Below are 13991 nucleotides of genomic sequence, written 5' to 3'. Positions count from 1 at the left end.
GCGTGGCAGAGCGGGCCGTCTTGAAGCGGGGAAGCAGTAAGCCGGCAAAGCGCCGGACACCTGCGCGCCGAAAGGCGGCGAAGCCGCGCCGGGGCGCGAACCCGTTCGTCCTGCCGGGTGTTCTTATCCTTTTGGCGGTCGGCGCGCTCGGCGCGGCCTGGCTCTACCAGCTTCCCACCAAGCTCTGGTACGCGGCGGCAAACATCGTCGGAAGCGCCGGGTTCGAAGTTCGCGACGTCGATGTCCGGGGCGCCGAGCATCTGCAGAAGCTGCCGGTCTACACCGCCGCGCTGGACGGGGCCTCCAATTCCATGCTGCTCGTCGATCTCGACACGGTGAGGTCACGTCTGGAGGCGCTCCCCTGGATCAGGAGCGCGAGCGTGGGGCGTGTCCTGCCCGACCGGCTGGTCATCGACATCGAGGAACGCGAGCCCGCTGCCATCTGGCAGAACGAGGAACGGCACCGCCTGATCGACCGGGAGGGTCACGTGCTGCAGACGAGCGGGCTGGAAGCGTATTCCGGCTTGCCGCTGATCGTCGACGACGGAGCCGACCGCGAAGCCGGCCGGCTGCTCGACCTGCTCGAGGACTACCCTGCCGTTCGCGAGATGCTGCTTGCCGCCACATGGCGGAGCGGACGGCGCTGGGACTTCGATCTCAAGACCGGCGAGCGGCTCATGCTTCCCGAAGGAGACGCCGATATTCGCTGGGCGCTCACCACGTTCACCCGGTTGGAGCGGACGCCGGGTCTTACCGGGCGTGGATTCGCCACCATCGACTTCCGCGTTCCCGAACAGATGGTAGTGCGTGTCTCGAAGGAGCCGGGTGCCGGGTTCGAAACGCTGGAAGCCACGGAAATCTGACCATGTTCCAGCGCAAGGGAAAGACGAAGCACAAGGGCGAGCAGACGCTCGCCGCGCTCGATGTGGGCACGTCGAAAGTCGCCGCCGTCATCGCCATCCTCGACGAGGACCGCGAGGAGCCGCGCGTGATCGGCAGTCATCAGATGAGCTGTTCCGGCCTGAAAAACGGCATCGTCGTCGATCTGGCGGCGACGGAGGCCGCGATCCGCATGGTAATGGACCGGGCGGAGCGCGCTGCCGGCTCGGTCGTGCAGGATGTGGTGGTCGGCATCTCTGCGGGCGGGCTGGAAAGCGACGTCGTTCCTGTTGAGATCGAGATCGGCGGCCAGCGGATCGAGCCGGCCGACATCGACATGGTCCATCATCAGGCCCGCGCCGGCATCGATCCCGGCGAGCGCACGATTTTGCACGCCGAGCCCGCCCTTTACACGATCGACGGGCAGGGCGCGGTCATGAATCCGCTCGGCCTCCACGCCCGCACGCTTGGCGCGGCGATCCATGTCGTGTCGGCGGACACTGCGCCCTTGCGCAATCTCGACCGAGCCGTGCGCTCGGCCGACCTCGATGTCACGGCGATCGTGTCGGCGCCGGTCGCAAGTGCCAAGGCCGCCTTGTCCCGCGAGGAGCGCGAGGTCGGTATCGCCCTTGTCGAGATTGGCGCCGGCGTCACCAACATCGCCGTGTTCGCGCAGAACCTTCTCGCGGGCTTTTCGTCCATCCCCATGGGCGGCGCGGACATTACGGAGGATGTCGCGAACGCCCTTGGAACGCCGCGGCTTGCCGCCGAGCGCCTGAAGGCCCTCAAAGGGTCGGCAAGCTCACTCCCGCGGGACAATCACGAGCTTATCGATGTGCCGTGCATTTCGGGCGGGGAAGAGCAGCGCCGCCGCCCGCGGGCCGAACTCGTGCATGCCATTCGCAGCCGGCTCGATATCCTGTTCGACCTGATTGCCGACCGCTTCGAGGAAATCGGTTTCGTCGGTCCGCGCGCAAACCAGGTCGTGCTGACCGGGGGCGGTGCTGCGCTCTCCGGAATTGCCGACTATGCGGAATCGATGCTGGGACGCCAGGTCAGGATCGGCATGCCGCGGGGTCTTGCCGATTTGCCGGACGCGCAGCGCGGCAGTGCCTTCACGGCTCTTGCCGGTCTCCTCCTGGTGGCAGCCGAGGGACCGGAGAGCGACTGGAGTGCGGCGCAGTCACTGGCCATGCCCGGTACGGGAGGCTCCGCGCTGTCGCGCATGATCCAACTTTTGAAATCGAGCTTCTGACGATGCGCGCTCGTTCCATTTTCAAGAAATCCACAGAAATCTTTTCCGAAAGGGATTCACGGCGACTCGTGGACCCTGTACGCTTGTCCGAATACCGCTGGGAGTTTTGACATGGTTGCCTTCGAACGTCCTGAACTGACGGAGCTGAAACCCCGCATTACGGTAGTCGGCGTAGGCGGCGCGGGCGGCAATGCCGTTGCGAATATGATCGAGAGCAGCCTCGACGGTGTCGAGTTCGTTGTGGCGAATACCGACGCGCAGGCGCTTGCCACCTCGGCTGCGGGCACGCGCATCCAGCTAGGGCATAAGATCACACAGGGTCTCGGAGCAGGCGCGCGGCCGGAAATCGGCCGTGCTGCGGCCGAGGAAAACCACGGCGAGATCGAGGGCGCGCTTGAGGGATCGCACATGTGCTTCATCACCGCCGGCATGGGCGGCGGTACGGGTACCGGCGCGGCGCCCGTTATCGCACAGATCGCGCGCGAGCGGGGCATCCTCACGGTCGGCGTGGTCACGAAGCCGTTCAGTTTCGAGGGGGCGAAGCGCGCGAGGGCCGCGGAAAGCGGGATTGCCGAGCTTCAGAAGCATGTCGATACGCTGATCGTTATTCCGAACCAGAACCTGTTCCTGATCGCCGATCCGAAGACGACGTTCAAACAGGCGTTCGAACTCGCCGACCAGGTTCTGCATCAGGGCGTGCGGGGAATTACCGACCTGATGATGATGCCGGGCCTCATCAATCTCGACTTTGCCGATGTGCGCACGGTCATGTCCGAAATGGGCAAGGCGATGATGGGAACGGGCGAAGCGGAAGGCGACAACCGCGCGATCGAGGCGGCAAACAAGGCGGTTTCCAATCCGCTTCTGGACGAAGTCTCGCTGCGCGGAGCGAAGGCGCTTCTGATCAACATCACCGGCGGCGACGATATGGGCCTGATGGAGGTCGACGAGGCGGCGAACCACATTCGCGACATGGTGGACGCGGACGCGAACATCATCTTCGGCAGCGCCTTCAACCCCGACCTCGACGGCAAGCTGCGCGTGTCGGTGGTGGCCACCGGGATCGAAGCGAAGGGCGAGTCCGCTACTGGCGCTGAAGAGGAGCGCCCCAAGGCAACCTTCGGCACGGTCTCCAGCGGCTTCGGCGGCTTTGCCCCTGCGCCGCAGTCGCGCACCGAACCGAAGCCTGCCCCGGCTCCCGCTCCAGCACCCGAAGAGCAGGATCACGTCGCGCAGCATGACGTCGAAGAGCCGGCTCCTACCCTGGGCGCAGCATCCGAGGAAATTTCAGGTCCGGCTGAAGATGCCGATGTGGAGGAAGTTCGCACCTCGCTTCCGCTCGGCGACGCCGAGGAGCCCGAGCAGGCGGAATATTTCGAGCAGCCAGGCGAGCCGGAAGGCGCGGCCGGAGACGATAATGTGACGCCTCTCCACGCGCCCAGCGGAGCCGACGAGCTTCCGCCGGCCGAGATGGCCGAAGCGGAGGCGGACGAGGCCGACAGTGTGCCAGTACAGCCGGAACCTGCCTCCACCAGGGAAGGTGAGCCTCCCCAGGCGTCATCCGAGACCCAGCCGCGCGGTCCCAGCCTGTTCGAACGCATGACGGCGATCGGCCGCGGAACGCCCAAGGCGAAGAAAGCGCGCGAGGATCTGTTCGGCGAGGAAGACCGGGAAAATGGCGAAGAGGGCGATCCCATGGATATTCCCGCCTTCTTCAAACGCCAGGTAAACGATTGAATCCTGTGTCGGGGTGAGCCGCCCGACCGGGGGGCGCCGACTGCCGTGAGCCTAGCGCCCTCGCTAGTTGAAGCGTTCGCGCGCGACCTGCCTAAGGGACCCCAATCGTTTCACGAAGGGAGCTTTCTATGGCCGGACCGCTGGCAGGCCTGAAGATCATCGAAATGGCCGGAATCGGCCCCGGACCGTTTTGCGGCATGATGCTCGCAGATCACGGCGCGGAGGTCATTCGCATCGACCGTCCCGGTGCGCGCCCCGAACCCGTCCTCGGTCGCAGCCGCAAATCGGTTGTCTGCAACGTGAAGACGCCGGAAGGTATCGAGGTCGTGAAAAAGCTCGTCGCCGAGGCCGACGGATTTTTCGAGGGACTGCGTCCCGGTGTGATGGAGCGCCTCGGCCTAGGACCGGACGACCTGCTCGCGATCAATCCGAAGCTGGTCTACGGTCGCATGACCGGCTGGGGCCAGTTCGGTTCCTATTCGCAGGCGGCGGGCCACGACATCAATTATATCGCGCTGTCCGGCGCCCTTCATGCCTATGGTCGGCGCGGGGAGAAGCCGACGCCGCCGATCAACATGGTCGGAGATTTCGGCGGCGGCGGCATGATGCTGGCCTTTGGCATGGTATCGGCGCTTCTGCACGCCGCGAAAACGGGCGAGGGCCAGGTGATCGACTGTGCGATGACCGACGGTTCGGCCGTTCTGATGGGCATGATCTGGGGCATGTACGGCGCCGGGATCTGGAAGGACGAGCGCGGGGTCAATCTGCTCGATACAGGCGCCCACTTCTACGACACCTACGAGACGAAGGACGGCAAGCATGTCTCCATCGGCTCGATCGAGCCGCAATTCTACGCCGAGCTTCGCCGTTTGGCAGGCTTGGAAGACGACGCCTGGGACGCGCAGATGGATCCGGCGGGCTGGCCCGATCTGAAGGAGCGGATCGCGGAGGTATTCAAGACGAAGACTCGCGACGAATGGGATGACCTGATGGCGGCGACCGATGTCTGCTTCGCGCCCGTTTTGTCGATGTCGGAAGCGCCCTCTCATCCGCATAACAAGGAGCGGGAAACCTTCGTGGAGGTAGGCGGGATGATGAATCCTGCCCCCGCGCCGCGCTATTCGAAAACGTCCGCGGACCGGCCGACGGCCCCGCCGAAGACCGGCTCCGCGACCGACGACGTCCTGTCCGGCCTCGGCTATTCGGAGAGCGACATCGCGGCTCTGCGGGAGAAGAAGGCGGTCGCCTAACGCAGCTCGAGGAAGGCTGCCGCATCACCTAGCTGGCGTCGGCGGCGGGACAGGTCCTGCTGCGCTTCGTCGTCGATGCCCCAGGTGTCCTGTGCGTAGAGATCGTCCAGTTGCCCGGCCTCCCAGGCCATGTCGACGTCGATCTCGCGCTCGATGAGGGCCAGGGTGATGATCAGCGACCCTGTGATCGTCGTGATCGGCTGGGCGGCGGCGAGCGCGAAATCGTCCTGAGCATCGAGCGCAGCGCGCAGCGCGCCCAGCGTGGGCTCCGGCTGCGTGACGTGCATGATGCCGTCGGTCAGTTCGAAGGCGACGTCGAAGCGTTTGCGCGCCCAGTCCAGCAGCGGGTCCCAGACCTTGCACTGGCGCGCGACGAGCTTGTCCGGCGTAGAGGCCCGGTAGCAGAGCAGGTCGTTCTCGCCGAAAGCTGCAATGCCCGCCGCAAAGCCGGCGCGGTCGGCCGCGACATGGTCGATGGCCGCATTGGCGATCCCCGTGAAGGGCATTCCCGCCGGATCGATCATCTCGTCCTGCCGGTCCCATTCCTCGGCTATCGCACGCGCCATGGTCTCGGTTGGCAGCACCAGCGCTGCGCGCTGCGGTGTCCGGACCGGGCGGCCATCCAGCTCGATATGCCAGCCGCCGTCCTTCAGAACCGCTTTCGCCTCTTGGTAGAAGCGCTTCATCGGCCTTCGCGCCATTTGCGGCGTAGCAGCGCCGGGACCAGGAACATGAAGGCGAAACCGGCAACCGCGACCAGCTTTCCGGTCAGGTCGTCGTCGATACCGAAAGAGCCGCGCTGCCACATGGCAACACCGACGAGAACGAGTGCCATTCCGACGAGCCGCAGAAGGGCGAGAAATAAAAGCTGCCGCTTCGCGCGGGCCTCCTGAAAATCAGTCATGGCGGGTCAGATAGGCAGTCAGTTCCGGATAGTCATCCAGGACCGTCTCCGCTCCGGCATCCGTTAGCTCTTCCGGCCCATGATAGCCCCACGCGACACCGAGCGCGCGCACACGGGCATTGCGCGCCATCTCCATGTCGAACACCGTATCGCCGATCATGACGCTATCCTCGGGCATCGCGCCGGCGTCACGCATCGCCTGGTCGAGCATCGACGGGTGCGGCTTCGAGGCGTGGCGGTCGGCGGTTTGCAGGGTGACGAAGCGGTCACGAATGCCGTGAAACTCAAGCGCATGGTCGAGGCCGCGATCGGACTTTCCGGTGGCGATGCCGAGCAGCCAGCCCTTGGCCTCCAGCGCATCGAGCGCGTCGAGTGTGCCCTCGTAAAGCGGCTCGTGCGCAAGCGTCTCGTCGGCGCGCATCCGCTTGAAGCAGGTCTTGTAGTCCTCGGCCAGCTTGCCGTGGAAGTCGGTCTCTGCCTCGGGAAGAAGCATCGCCATTGCCTCGGGCAGCGACAGGCCCACGACGCGGCGTGTGCTGTGCGCGGGCGGGGGAGGGAGGCTGTTCATGTCGAAGCAGGCATCCATGGCGGCGATGATGTTCGCCTGCGAATCCATCAGGGTGCCGTCGCAGTCGAATATGGCGAGGCGAACGGTCACTGGCGCGGTCCGCCCTTACGGCGGCGTCGCGCCCGCCCGGCGTCGCGCTTCTGCCGGCGAATGTCGCGCGCCTTGTTCTTGCGGAGACGCGCCTTCGCGCCGGGATCGTCCACCTCTTCCTCGAGGGGGAGGTCGCCTGCATCCGCGTTGAAGCCCAGGCTGGCAAGAGACGAGGCGAAATGTTCGGGAGGATCGGCGATCACGTTCAGGATGCGCCCGGTCGGCAGTTCGATCTTCAGCCGCCGTGCATGCAGGTGGAGCTTGCGCGAAATGCCCCCCGTCAGAAAGCTTTCCTTGCCGCCATATTTGCCGTCGCCGACGATCGGGTGCCCGATGGCGGCGGTATGGACGCGAAGCTGGTGCGTCCGCCCGGTGAGCGGCTGCAATTCCAGCCATGCGGCGCTGTTCGCGGCCCGGTCGATCAGGCGGTAGCGGCTGATTGCGTGCTGGCCGCTTTCCATGTCGACATGCATCTTTTCGCCGCCGGTTCCCGGCTGTTTGGCAAGCGGCAGGTCGATCCGGCCGTCATGGATTTCCGGTACGCCCATTGTGATGGCCCAGTAGATCTTGCGAGCCGTGCGTCCCTTGAACGCCTTTGAGAAGTGCGCTGCGGCCTTCGCCGTACGGGCGAGCAGCAAAACGCCGGAGGTGTCCTTGTCGAGCCGGTGCACCAGCTTCGGCCGGTCATCCCGTTCGAACGACAGGGCATCCAGCAGCCCATCCACATGCGCGTGCTGCTTCGTGCCGCCTTGCGTGGCGAGCCCCGGCGGCTTGTTGATGACGATGGCGTTGGCGTCCTTGTGAATGACCAGGCTGCGCGCGAACTCGATCTGGTCGTCCGTAAGGGCCGGCCGCTCGCGCTTCACGGCCAGCGGACTCTTGTGCGCCGGTTCGAGCGGCGGAACGCGCAGCACCTGTCCGGCCTGGATGCGGTCGCCCGGCTTCGCGCGGGCACCGTCGACGCGTAGCTGTCCCGTGCGCGCCCATTTCGAGACCGTGGTGAAACTAGCCTCGGGCATGTGCCGCTTGAACCAGCGATCCAGCCGGATATCGTCGTCGTCGGCGGACACGGTGAACTGGCGGACGTCGCTCATATCTTTCCTTTTCATCGCGCCGCGCCCCTGCCGAGCATCATGACCAAAGAGGCACCGGCGAAGGTCGCAAGCACGCACAGGACGACCGAGCCCGCCCCGTAGCCCGCCGCCGCTCCATATCGCCTGTCGATCAGCAATTCGGTCATTTCGAAGGAGAAGGCGGAGAAGGTCGTGAAGCCGCCCAGAAACCCAGTCACCAGAAGCAGCCGCGTCTGGCTGTTGGAGGCATGTTCGAGCGTCCACATGATGACGGCTCCGATCAGGAAACTGCCGATAAGGTTGACCGTGAACGTACCCCAGGGAAGGCGGCCGTCCCACACGAGCTTGTTGGTCCAGTGCGCGGCCAGAAAGCGGGTAATCGCCCCTAGCCCGCCGCCGAGAAAGATCAGGCCCAGATGAGAAACAGGTATGGGAAGCATTGCAGGGGCTGTTTAGGCGCAAGCGGCGGCTACGTCATCACCGGACACCGAAGGTCCATCCCTCCGTTCGGGCGATGGATGGCGTCAGGGCCTGCGGCGTCCAGTTGTCCGGCTTTGCTGCGGCGTTCCTCAGCCAGGCGGCAGTGACCAGCGCATCGGCGCTATGGTCGTCGACGGGCCCTTCTCTGCCGAGTGGTGGGCTTCCCAGAGCCTGGAGTGCCGCGTCGATGTCTTCATGCCGTCGCATCTTTGCTCGTCCGGGACGCCGACCGGCGGCCATTGCAGCGATGGTCGTGTAGATTTCCACGATCGCGGACCCGGCCCGGGGCGCGGGATCGACCGGCCAGACGGGCAAGGTCCCGCGGAGGTGGTGCAGAACGCGCATGCCGGTCAGGCTGGATTTTCCGACCTGTGCGGCACCGACCAGGTTGAAGTTCGAATAGGGTTTGCAGCCCATTGCCTGCTGCCGAAGCTCGGTCACGCGGAACCGTCCGCGGCCATGTTCGGCGCCGTCGCAGCGGAAGCGCGTGCCCTCCCTGCCGCCATGGCGGCGGAAGAACTCCGCGAAGTCGGAATGGTCGACGAAGGTGCCTGCGCCCAGATGCGGATCGCCGCTGCAAATCCCGTCGACGAGGGCCCACAGAGCTTTGGCAGAGCCCGGAGATTGCGCCGCCCCGGGAAAGAAGGCGCCGCAATCCGCGTAGGGAAGGGAGATGCCGAGATCCATACCCACGAGCGTTCGCTGGGAAGCGGAGGCGAGGTCGCGCAGCCAGCGCAGCACGTCGGTTCGCGACCACGAACGGCCGGGCTCCAGCAGCGCCGGCGGGCCGCCGTTCGCATCGCACCAGGCGATGGCGATACCCTTGTGGCGCTCACCCTTCGCGCCCGACCAGTCAATCGCGGCATAGCGGTCGAACGGCGGCATCTTCGGCGGCTCAGGACCCGAGTTCGGCAATCACATCCCTGGTGAATTCGGTTATGTCGAACCCCTTGTCCTCGCCAATCGGGTCATAGCCCCGCCGGATCACGAGCAGATCATGTTCGGGAACGATGACGAGATACTGGCCGCGATTTCCCATGGCTGCAAAGGTCCCCTCGGGCAATCCGGTGTCCTCGCCCGCCACCCAGAAGGTGGCGCCATATTTCCACTCGCGGTCAGGTTGCGGTCCCGAGGGCGTCGAAACGAATTTGACGAAACCGCGCGGCAGCAGCCGTTCGCCGTTCCATACACCGTCGTTCAGATAGAGAAGGCCTAGGCGTGCGAGGTCGCGGGCCGTGGTCCAGACCTGGCTCGACATGACGAAGTCGCCGCGCCAGTCGGTCTCCAGAAACGTGTCGGTCATCCCCAGCTTCCACGTCAGTTCCTGAAAAGGCAGCGACAGATAACGGCGGTCGTTTCCGATAGCATGGCGCAGACCGTAAAGCGCCAGCAGCGTGTCGTTGTTCGCATAGCGGAACACCGATCCCGGGCGGTGAAGCAGCGGCTGTCCGGGGGCGCTGTCCGCGACCGCTGTTCCGCCGACATAGATGGCATCGGTTCGGTTGCCGGCAAAGGGACTGGTCAGGCCGGAGGACATGCGCATCAGCTGTTCTGTCGTGATGCGCTGTCGCGGATCGCCCCGCTCCTGCCATTCCGGAACCGGTGCCGGCGCGCGCAGGTCGATCAGGTCCTGGCGGGCGGCAACGCCAAGGACCGTCCCGGCAATCGATTTCGCCACCGACCATGTCCGCTGAGGCGTCGCTGCGTTGATCCCGCGGGCATAGCGTTCGGCGACGATACGACCCCGCCGCACGACCAGGATGCCGGACGTCCGCGAACCGGCGCCGTAGCTTCTGCTGTCGAACGCTGCCTGCACCAGCGGTGTCAGGCTGTCGTCGAGCTGGCGCCGAAGCGGCGTCCGGCCGACCGGGGCGTTCGCCGTCACGCCCGGCGGTAGATAGGGCAGGGCGGATGTTCCGAGGCTGCCGCCGATGGGCAGCTGGGCGCAGCCGAGATGTTCGCGCCAGGCTGCTACGCGGGGCGGCGCGCCCTCCTGATAGTCAACCGAAACATATTTGCCGCTGCGGGAAACCTGCGCGCGCAGGTTGCGCAGGTCTTCTCGATATTCGGAATAGACCCGGTCGAGTTCGTTGGACTGGATGTCGGCGGGACTGCGCCCCGCATTGAAGGTCGCCGAACAGGTGAAGGCGGCCTCGTAGCCGGCCGCCATTGCCCGCACATAATCATCGTCCGCTTGCTGTGCGGAGGCAGCGAGCGGGACGAACAGCGCAGCAAGCGCAGCGGCGATCAGGCGACCCATCGCCGCGTCTTTAGCAGGTCGCGCGCCGGCGTTCAGCCCTGTTCGCGCCGGTTGATGAACGCGAGCCGTTCGAACAGCATCACGTCCTGTTCGTTCTTCAGGAGCGCACCGTGCAGCGGCGGGATCAGCTTCTTCGGGTCGCGCGTTTTCAGCACGTCGAGGGGCAGGTCCTCGTGCATCAGGAGCTTGAGCCAATCGAGCAGTTCGGACGTCGAAGGTTTTTTCTTCAGCCCCGGAACTTCCCGCATGTCGAAGAAGATCGCCAGCGCCTCCTTCACCAGCTCCTTCTGAATGTCCGGGAAGTGTACGTCGACGATGTCCTTCATCGTCTCCTTGTCGGGGAACTTGATGTAGTGGAAGAAGCAGCGGCGCAGGAAGGCGTCCGGCAGTTCCTTCTCGTTGTTCGAGGTGATGATGATGATCGGCCGTTCTTTCGCCGTCACCGTCTCCCCGGTTTCGTAGACGTAGAACTCCATCCGGTCGAGTTCCTGAAGCAGGTCGTTCGGAAACTCGATGTCGGCCTTGTCGATCTCGTCGACCAGCAGGATCGGCGTCTTTTCGCTGGTGAAGGCTTCCCACAGCTTGCCGCGCTTGATGTAGTTGGAAATGTCGTTCACGCGCTCGTCGCCGAGCTGCGAATCCCGCAGGCGCGACACGGCGTCATATTCGTACAGGCCCTGCTGCGCCTTCGTGGTCGACTTGATGTGCCACTCGATCAGCGGCGCATCCATGGCCTTTGCCACTTCTGCGGCCAGCACGGTCTTTCCGGTTCCGGGTTCGCCCTTGATCAGCAGCGGCCGGCGCAGCGTGGCGGCGGCGTTCACGGCCACTTTCAGGTCTTCGGTGGCGACATAGTCTTGGGTGCCGTCAAATCGCATAATGGCGTGCGCATCCTTCCGCTTCGGGTATCAGTCCTTTGCCTGAACGCTAGGTGAGGCGCGCCCTACGGCACAACCTACTTTTTACGGAGGAGTTCAGGAACTGACGACGGAGTGCCCGCATCGGGCGTCGACCAGGCGCAGGAGCTGCGCATGGACCTGCAGCCATTGTCCGGCCCCGAACGAGACGGCGCGGGCGGTAGGAAGCGCGGCGAAGGCGCCCTCGACTTCGTCGAGCAGCGTGTGACGCGCACCTTGCGGCCATCCGGTTTCCGGAGACGGCCAGCCCGCCGAAAACGCAAGCGTTCCCGCAAGGTCGAGGGCTGCCCTCAGTTTCGGCCAGTCACTCAGCACACCCAGCGCGACCCCGAGGCCGCAGCCCTGACGCTGCGACTGGGCAAGCGTCATCATCGCAGTCCGGAGATTTCGCACCGCGAATTCGGATTCCGACAGGCCGGAGAGCTCCACCAGGTGGCCGGTTTTCACCGACAGCTGGGCAAGCCAGCGCCTGTCGGCGGAGAGCTGCGCGCAGGCCGCTTCCAGCCTTCGCGACAATTGCGGCGCCGAAGCGGCCACGATGTCGAGGACGCTCGGCGTTTCGCCGTGCAGCAGTCCAAGGAAATGGGAAAGTTCGGCCACATAGCGGTTGGGGTCTGCGCTATGCCCTTCGGCAACCCCTGCCAGCCCTTCCAGCGCCGTCTCGGCTCGCTCGTCGAGGAGTTCCAGAAGTGCGGACGCGGAATCGGGGCGCAGCACGACGGCTTCCATACGCAGGGCTGGCTGGGGCATTGGCGTCGGCTACTCCGGTGCGTTCTAGCCGGATGGCCATAAAGGAAACGCGTAAACGACCGCTTAAGTCGTCTGGCCCCGCTTCACAGCCTCGCTATGGTATTGCGGTCGACGAGGAGACGGACGAATGGCAAAGTTATGGGCGCCCGTGCTGGCGCTCCTGCTCGGTTTGCTCCTGGCGCTTTTCGGGACTGCGTCGTCGGTGCCTCAACCGGAAGATTCTCCGGCCTCCGGCTTCTCCAGCGGACGCGCCATGCGCGATGTCGGCCGCATTGCCTCCGAACCCCATGTCACCGCGTCCGAAGCGAACCTGCGCGTCGCAGAGTATCTTCAAGGCCGGCTGTCGTCGCTCGGCCTTACGGTGTCGACGCAGGTCTTCGAGCTTCCTGATCGTTCCAACGAGAAACTGCGCACGCTGTTTGGCAGCCCGGAAACCGCGATGCCTCCGACGAACATCATCGGGACGTGGGGCGACGTGAATGCCGGAAACGCCGTCTTGCTGATGGCCCATTATGACAGTGCGGGAGGGTCGCCCGGCGCGGCTGACGATGCGGCCGGGGTAGCGGCAATTCTGGAGACGCTTCGAGCCCTGTCGGAAAGCGGTGCTCCTCCGGAGCGCGGCCTGGTCGTCCTGTTCACCGATGCCGAGGAAATCGGGCTGGCCGGAGCGCGCAGCTTCTTCGCGGAGCATCCGCTTGCAGACCGGATCGAGGCGATCATCAACCTGGAAGCGCGCGGCAGCGGCGGGCGCGCCACGCTGTTCCAGACATCTGCGAGAAATGGAGAAGCGATCAGGCGCTACGCCGAGGGGGTCAGCCGCCCCGGTGCCTCCTCGGCGGCGGCGTTCGTCTATTCGCTCCTCCCGAACGACACCGACCTCACCCCGGCCCTCGAACGGGACTATACCGCCTATAACTTCGCCTTCATCGGCAGGCCGGGACTATATCATTCGCCTCTGGCGACGCCGGAGACGCTGGACGAGGGCTCGGTGCAGGATATGGGCGACCAGCTGCTCGCCCTCACGTGCGCGCTGCTCGATGCAAGACCGTTGCCGCCGAAAGCCGAGAACATCACCTTCTTCGACGCATTCGGCCTGTTCCTCATCCATTATCCGACATGGGCGGGCTGGGTGCTTCTGGTCTTGGCAGCGGGACTTCACCTTGCCGCGAACGAACGCGCGTCTGTTCGCGCAGCCGGTCGCCGTATGGCGGGGACCCTGGCGGTCGCGCTGGGGGGAGGCGGGATGATCTATCTGCTCAATCTCGTCTCCGGCGCGGACGGACCGGTGAACTATTACGACCGGCTGGCAGCGATTCCCGCGATCGAGGTCATGAGCCTGCTGGCGCTTCTGGCTGTCCTGGCGCTGTCGGTACGTCTCTGGAATGTGCGGGTGGCAAGCCTGGCGGGACTGGTCTGCGCGCTCGCGCTTCAGATTCTCGCCCCGACCGTCGCCTATTTCGCTGTCTGGCCGATGCTTCTGGGCGGCGCGGCCCTGGCGGCCACGAAATATCTGCCCGGGGCCGCTGGCCGGGGCGCGGCGGCCGTCTGTTCCGCTCTCGTTATCGGGTTTCTTCTCCAGAACGGGCACTGGCTGATGCAGGGAGTGGGACCGGACATGCCCTGGACCGCCGCTCTGCTGGCGGCCATGAGCCTGCCTGCGCTCGCCGCAGTCCTGCCGCCCGAGATGCCAAGCCGACCGCTAAGGCTGTTTGCAGGCCTGTGCCTTATTTTGGCACTGGGCATGGCGGTCTGGATTCGGCTCGACCCCATCGCGGAAACGGCGGCGGTCTACAGCAGGTTCGGCTAAGACCGGTCGGGAAGAGTTCGC

14 protein-coding genes are annotated in these 13991 nt (G+C 65.3%); 5 read left to right on the top strand and 9 right to left on the bottom strand.

The window, feature by feature from the left end:
- Positions 1-2: 2 nt before the first annotated feature.
- The 4 genes from KCN53_RS09710 to KCN53_RS09695 all read left to right on the top strand — a co-directional run bounded on the left by KCN53_RS09710 (position 3) and on the right by KCN53_RS09695 (position 5121).
- Positions 3-863 (top strand): cell division protein FtsQ/DivIB, encoded by an 861-nt coding sequence (locus tag KCN53_RS09710; RefSeq protein WP_088712571.1) that lies wholly within the window; start codon positions 3-5, stop codon positions 861-863.
- 2 nt (positions 864-865) lie between these two features.
- Positions 866-2134 carry a cell division protein FtsA gene (gene ftsA, locus KCN53_RS09705; protein WP_088712572.1) on the top strand — a complete coding sequence of 423 codons (1269 nt, stop codon included), beginning with the start codon at positions 866-868 and terminating at the stop codon, positions 2132-2134.
- A gap of 111 nt (positions 2135-2245) precedes the next feature.
- On the top strand, positions 2246-3871 hold the full coding sequence (ftsZ, locus tag KCN53_RS09700; RefSeq protein WP_088712573.1) for a cell division protein FtsZ: 1626 nt from the start codon (positions 2246-2248) through the stop codon (positions 3869-3871).
- Between the two features lie 128 nt (positions 3872-3999).
- Positions 4000-5121 (top strand): CaiB/BaiF CoA transferase family protein, encoded by a 1122-nt coding sequence (locus tag KCN53_RS09695; protein ID WP_088712574.1) that lies wholly within the window; start codon positions 4000-4002, stop codon positions 5119-5121.
- Here KCN53_RS09695 and KCN53_RS09690 read toward each other — a convergent pair.
- From KCN53_RS09690 to KCN53_RS09650, 9 genes are all read right to left on the bottom strand, one after another.
- Complete coding sequence (locus KCN53_RS09690) at positions 5118-5807, bottom strand: ATP12 family chaperone protein (RefSeq protein WP_088712575.1); 690 nt, start codon at positions 5805-5807, stop codon at positions 5118-5120. The two genes, KCN53_RS09695 and KCN53_RS09690, sit on opposite strands and share 4 nt — an antisense overlap.
- Complete coding sequence (locus KCN53_RS09685) at positions 5804-6025, bottom strand: hypothetical protein (protein WP_088712576.1); 222 nt, start codon at positions 6023-6025, stop codon at positions 5804-5806. The genes KCN53_RS09690 and KCN53_RS09685 overlap by 4 nt, the downstream gene beginning before the upstream one ends.
- Positions 6018-6683: an HAD-IA family hydrolase gene (locus KCN53_RS09680; protein WP_088712577.1), complete on the bottom strand. Its 666-nt coding sequence runs from the start codon at positions 6681-6683 to the stop codon at positions 6018-6020. Before KCN53_RS09680 ends, KCN53_RS09685 begins: the two co-directional genes overlap by 8 nt.
- Positions 6680-7777, bottom strand: a complete 1098-nt coding sequence (locus tag KCN53_RS09675; RefSeq protein ID WP_088712578.1) for an RluA family pseudouridine synthase — start codon at positions 7775-7777, stop codon at positions 6680-6682. Before KCN53_RS09675 ends, KCN53_RS09680 begins: the two co-directional genes overlap by 4 nt.
- Positions 7778-7788: 11 nt before the next feature.
- Complete coding sequence (gene crcB, locus KCN53_RS09670; RefSeq protein ID WP_088712579.1) at positions 7789-8196, bottom strand: fluoride efflux transporter CrcB; 408 nt, start codon at positions 8194-8196, stop codon at positions 7789-7791.
- A 37-nt stretch (positions 8197-8233) separates the two neighbouring features.
- Positions 8234-9121, bottom strand: coding sequence for a hypothetical protein (locus KCN53_RS09665; protein WP_088712580.1), 888 nt, complete (start codon positions 9119-9121; stop codon positions 8234-8236).
- 10 nt (positions 9122-9131) lie between these two features.
- On the bottom strand, positions 9132-10496 hold the full coding sequence (locus tag KCN53_RS09660; RefSeq protein WP_224199563.1) for a serine hydrolase domain-containing protein: 1365 nt from the start codon (positions 10494-10496) through the stop codon (positions 9132-9134).
- A gap of 32 nt (positions 10497-10528) precedes the next feature.
- Positions 10529-11374 carry an AAA family ATPase gene (locus KCN53_RS09655; protein ID WP_088712581.1) on the bottom strand — a complete coding sequence of 282 codons (846 nt, stop codon included), beginning with the start codon at positions 11372-11374 and terminating at the stop codon, positions 10529-10531.
- Between the two features lie 96 nt (positions 11375-11470).
- Entirely contained in the window at positions 11471-12163 is a 693-nt protein-coding gene (locus KCN53_RS09650; RefSeq protein WP_143712233.1) for a DUF6975 family protein, read from the bottom strand.
- Between the two features lie 127 nt (positions 12164-12290).
- Between KCN53_RS09650 and KCN53_RS09645 the strand changes: the two genes are divergently transcribed.
- Complete coding sequence (locus KCN53_RS09645; protein WP_088712583.1) at positions 12291-13970, top strand: M20/M25/M40 family metallo-hydrolase; 1680 nt, start codon at positions 12291-12293, stop codon at positions 13968-13970.
- The last annotated feature ends 21 nt before the right edge of the window (positions 13971-13991 follow it).

Source organism: Pacificimonas aurantium (genome assembly GCF_020092905.1).
In the GTDB taxonomy this organism is placed as follows: domain Bacteria; phylum Pseudomonadota; class Alphaproteobacteria; order Sphingomonadales; family Sphingomonadaceae; genus Pacificimonas; species Pacificimonas aurantium.
This window is presented reverse-complemented; position numbering and strand designations above follow the sequence as displayed.

Coding starts and splice junctions, on each gene's coding strand:
- ftsA (WP_088712572.1), top strand. CDS start 866: ATGTTCCAGCGCAAGGGAAAGACGAAGCACAAGGGCGAGCAGACGCTC.
- ftsZ (WP_088712573.1), top strand. CDS start 2,246: ATGGTTGCCTTCGAACGTCCTGAACTGACGGAGCTGAAACCCCGCATT.
- KCN53_RS09695 (WP_088712574.1), top strand. CDS start 4,000: ATGGCCGGACCGCTGGCAGGCCTGAAGATCATCGAAATGGCCGGAATC.
- KCN53_RS09690 (WP_088712575.1), bottom strand. CDS start 5,807: ATGAAGCGCTTCTACCAAGAGGCGAAAGCGGTTCTGAAGGACGGCGGC.
- KCN53_RS09685 (WP_088712576.1), bottom strand. CDS start 6,025: ATGACTGATTTTCAGGAGGCCCGCGCGAAGCGGCAGCTTTTATTTCTC.
- KCN53_RS09675 (WP_088712578.1), bottom strand. CDS start 7,777: ATGAGCGACGTCCGCCAGTTCACCGTGTCCGCCGACGACGACGATATC.
- crcB (WP_088712579.1), bottom strand. CDS start 8,196: ATGCTTCCCATACCTGTTTCTCATCTGGGCCTGATCTTTCTCGGCGGC.
- KCN53_RS09665 (WP_088712580.1), bottom strand. CDS start 9,121: ATGCCGCCGTTCGACCGCTATGCCGCGATTGACTGGTCGGGCGCGAAG.
- KCN53_RS09660 (WP_224199563.1), bottom strand. CDS start 10,496: ATGGGTCGCCTGATCGCCGCTGCGCTTGCTGCGCTGTTCGTCCCGCTC.
- KCN53_RS09655 (WP_088712581.1), bottom strand. CDS start 11,374: ATGCGATTTGACGGCACCCAAGACTATGTCGCCACCGAAGACCTGAAA.
- KCN53_RS09650 (WP_143712233.1), bottom strand. CDS start 12,163: ATGCCCCAGCCAGCCCTGCGTATGGAAGCCGTCGTGCTGCGCCCCGAT.
- KCN53_RS09645 (WP_088712583.1), top strand. CDS start 12,291: ATGGCAAAGTTATGGGCGCCCGTGCTGGCGCTCCTGCTCGGTTTGCTC.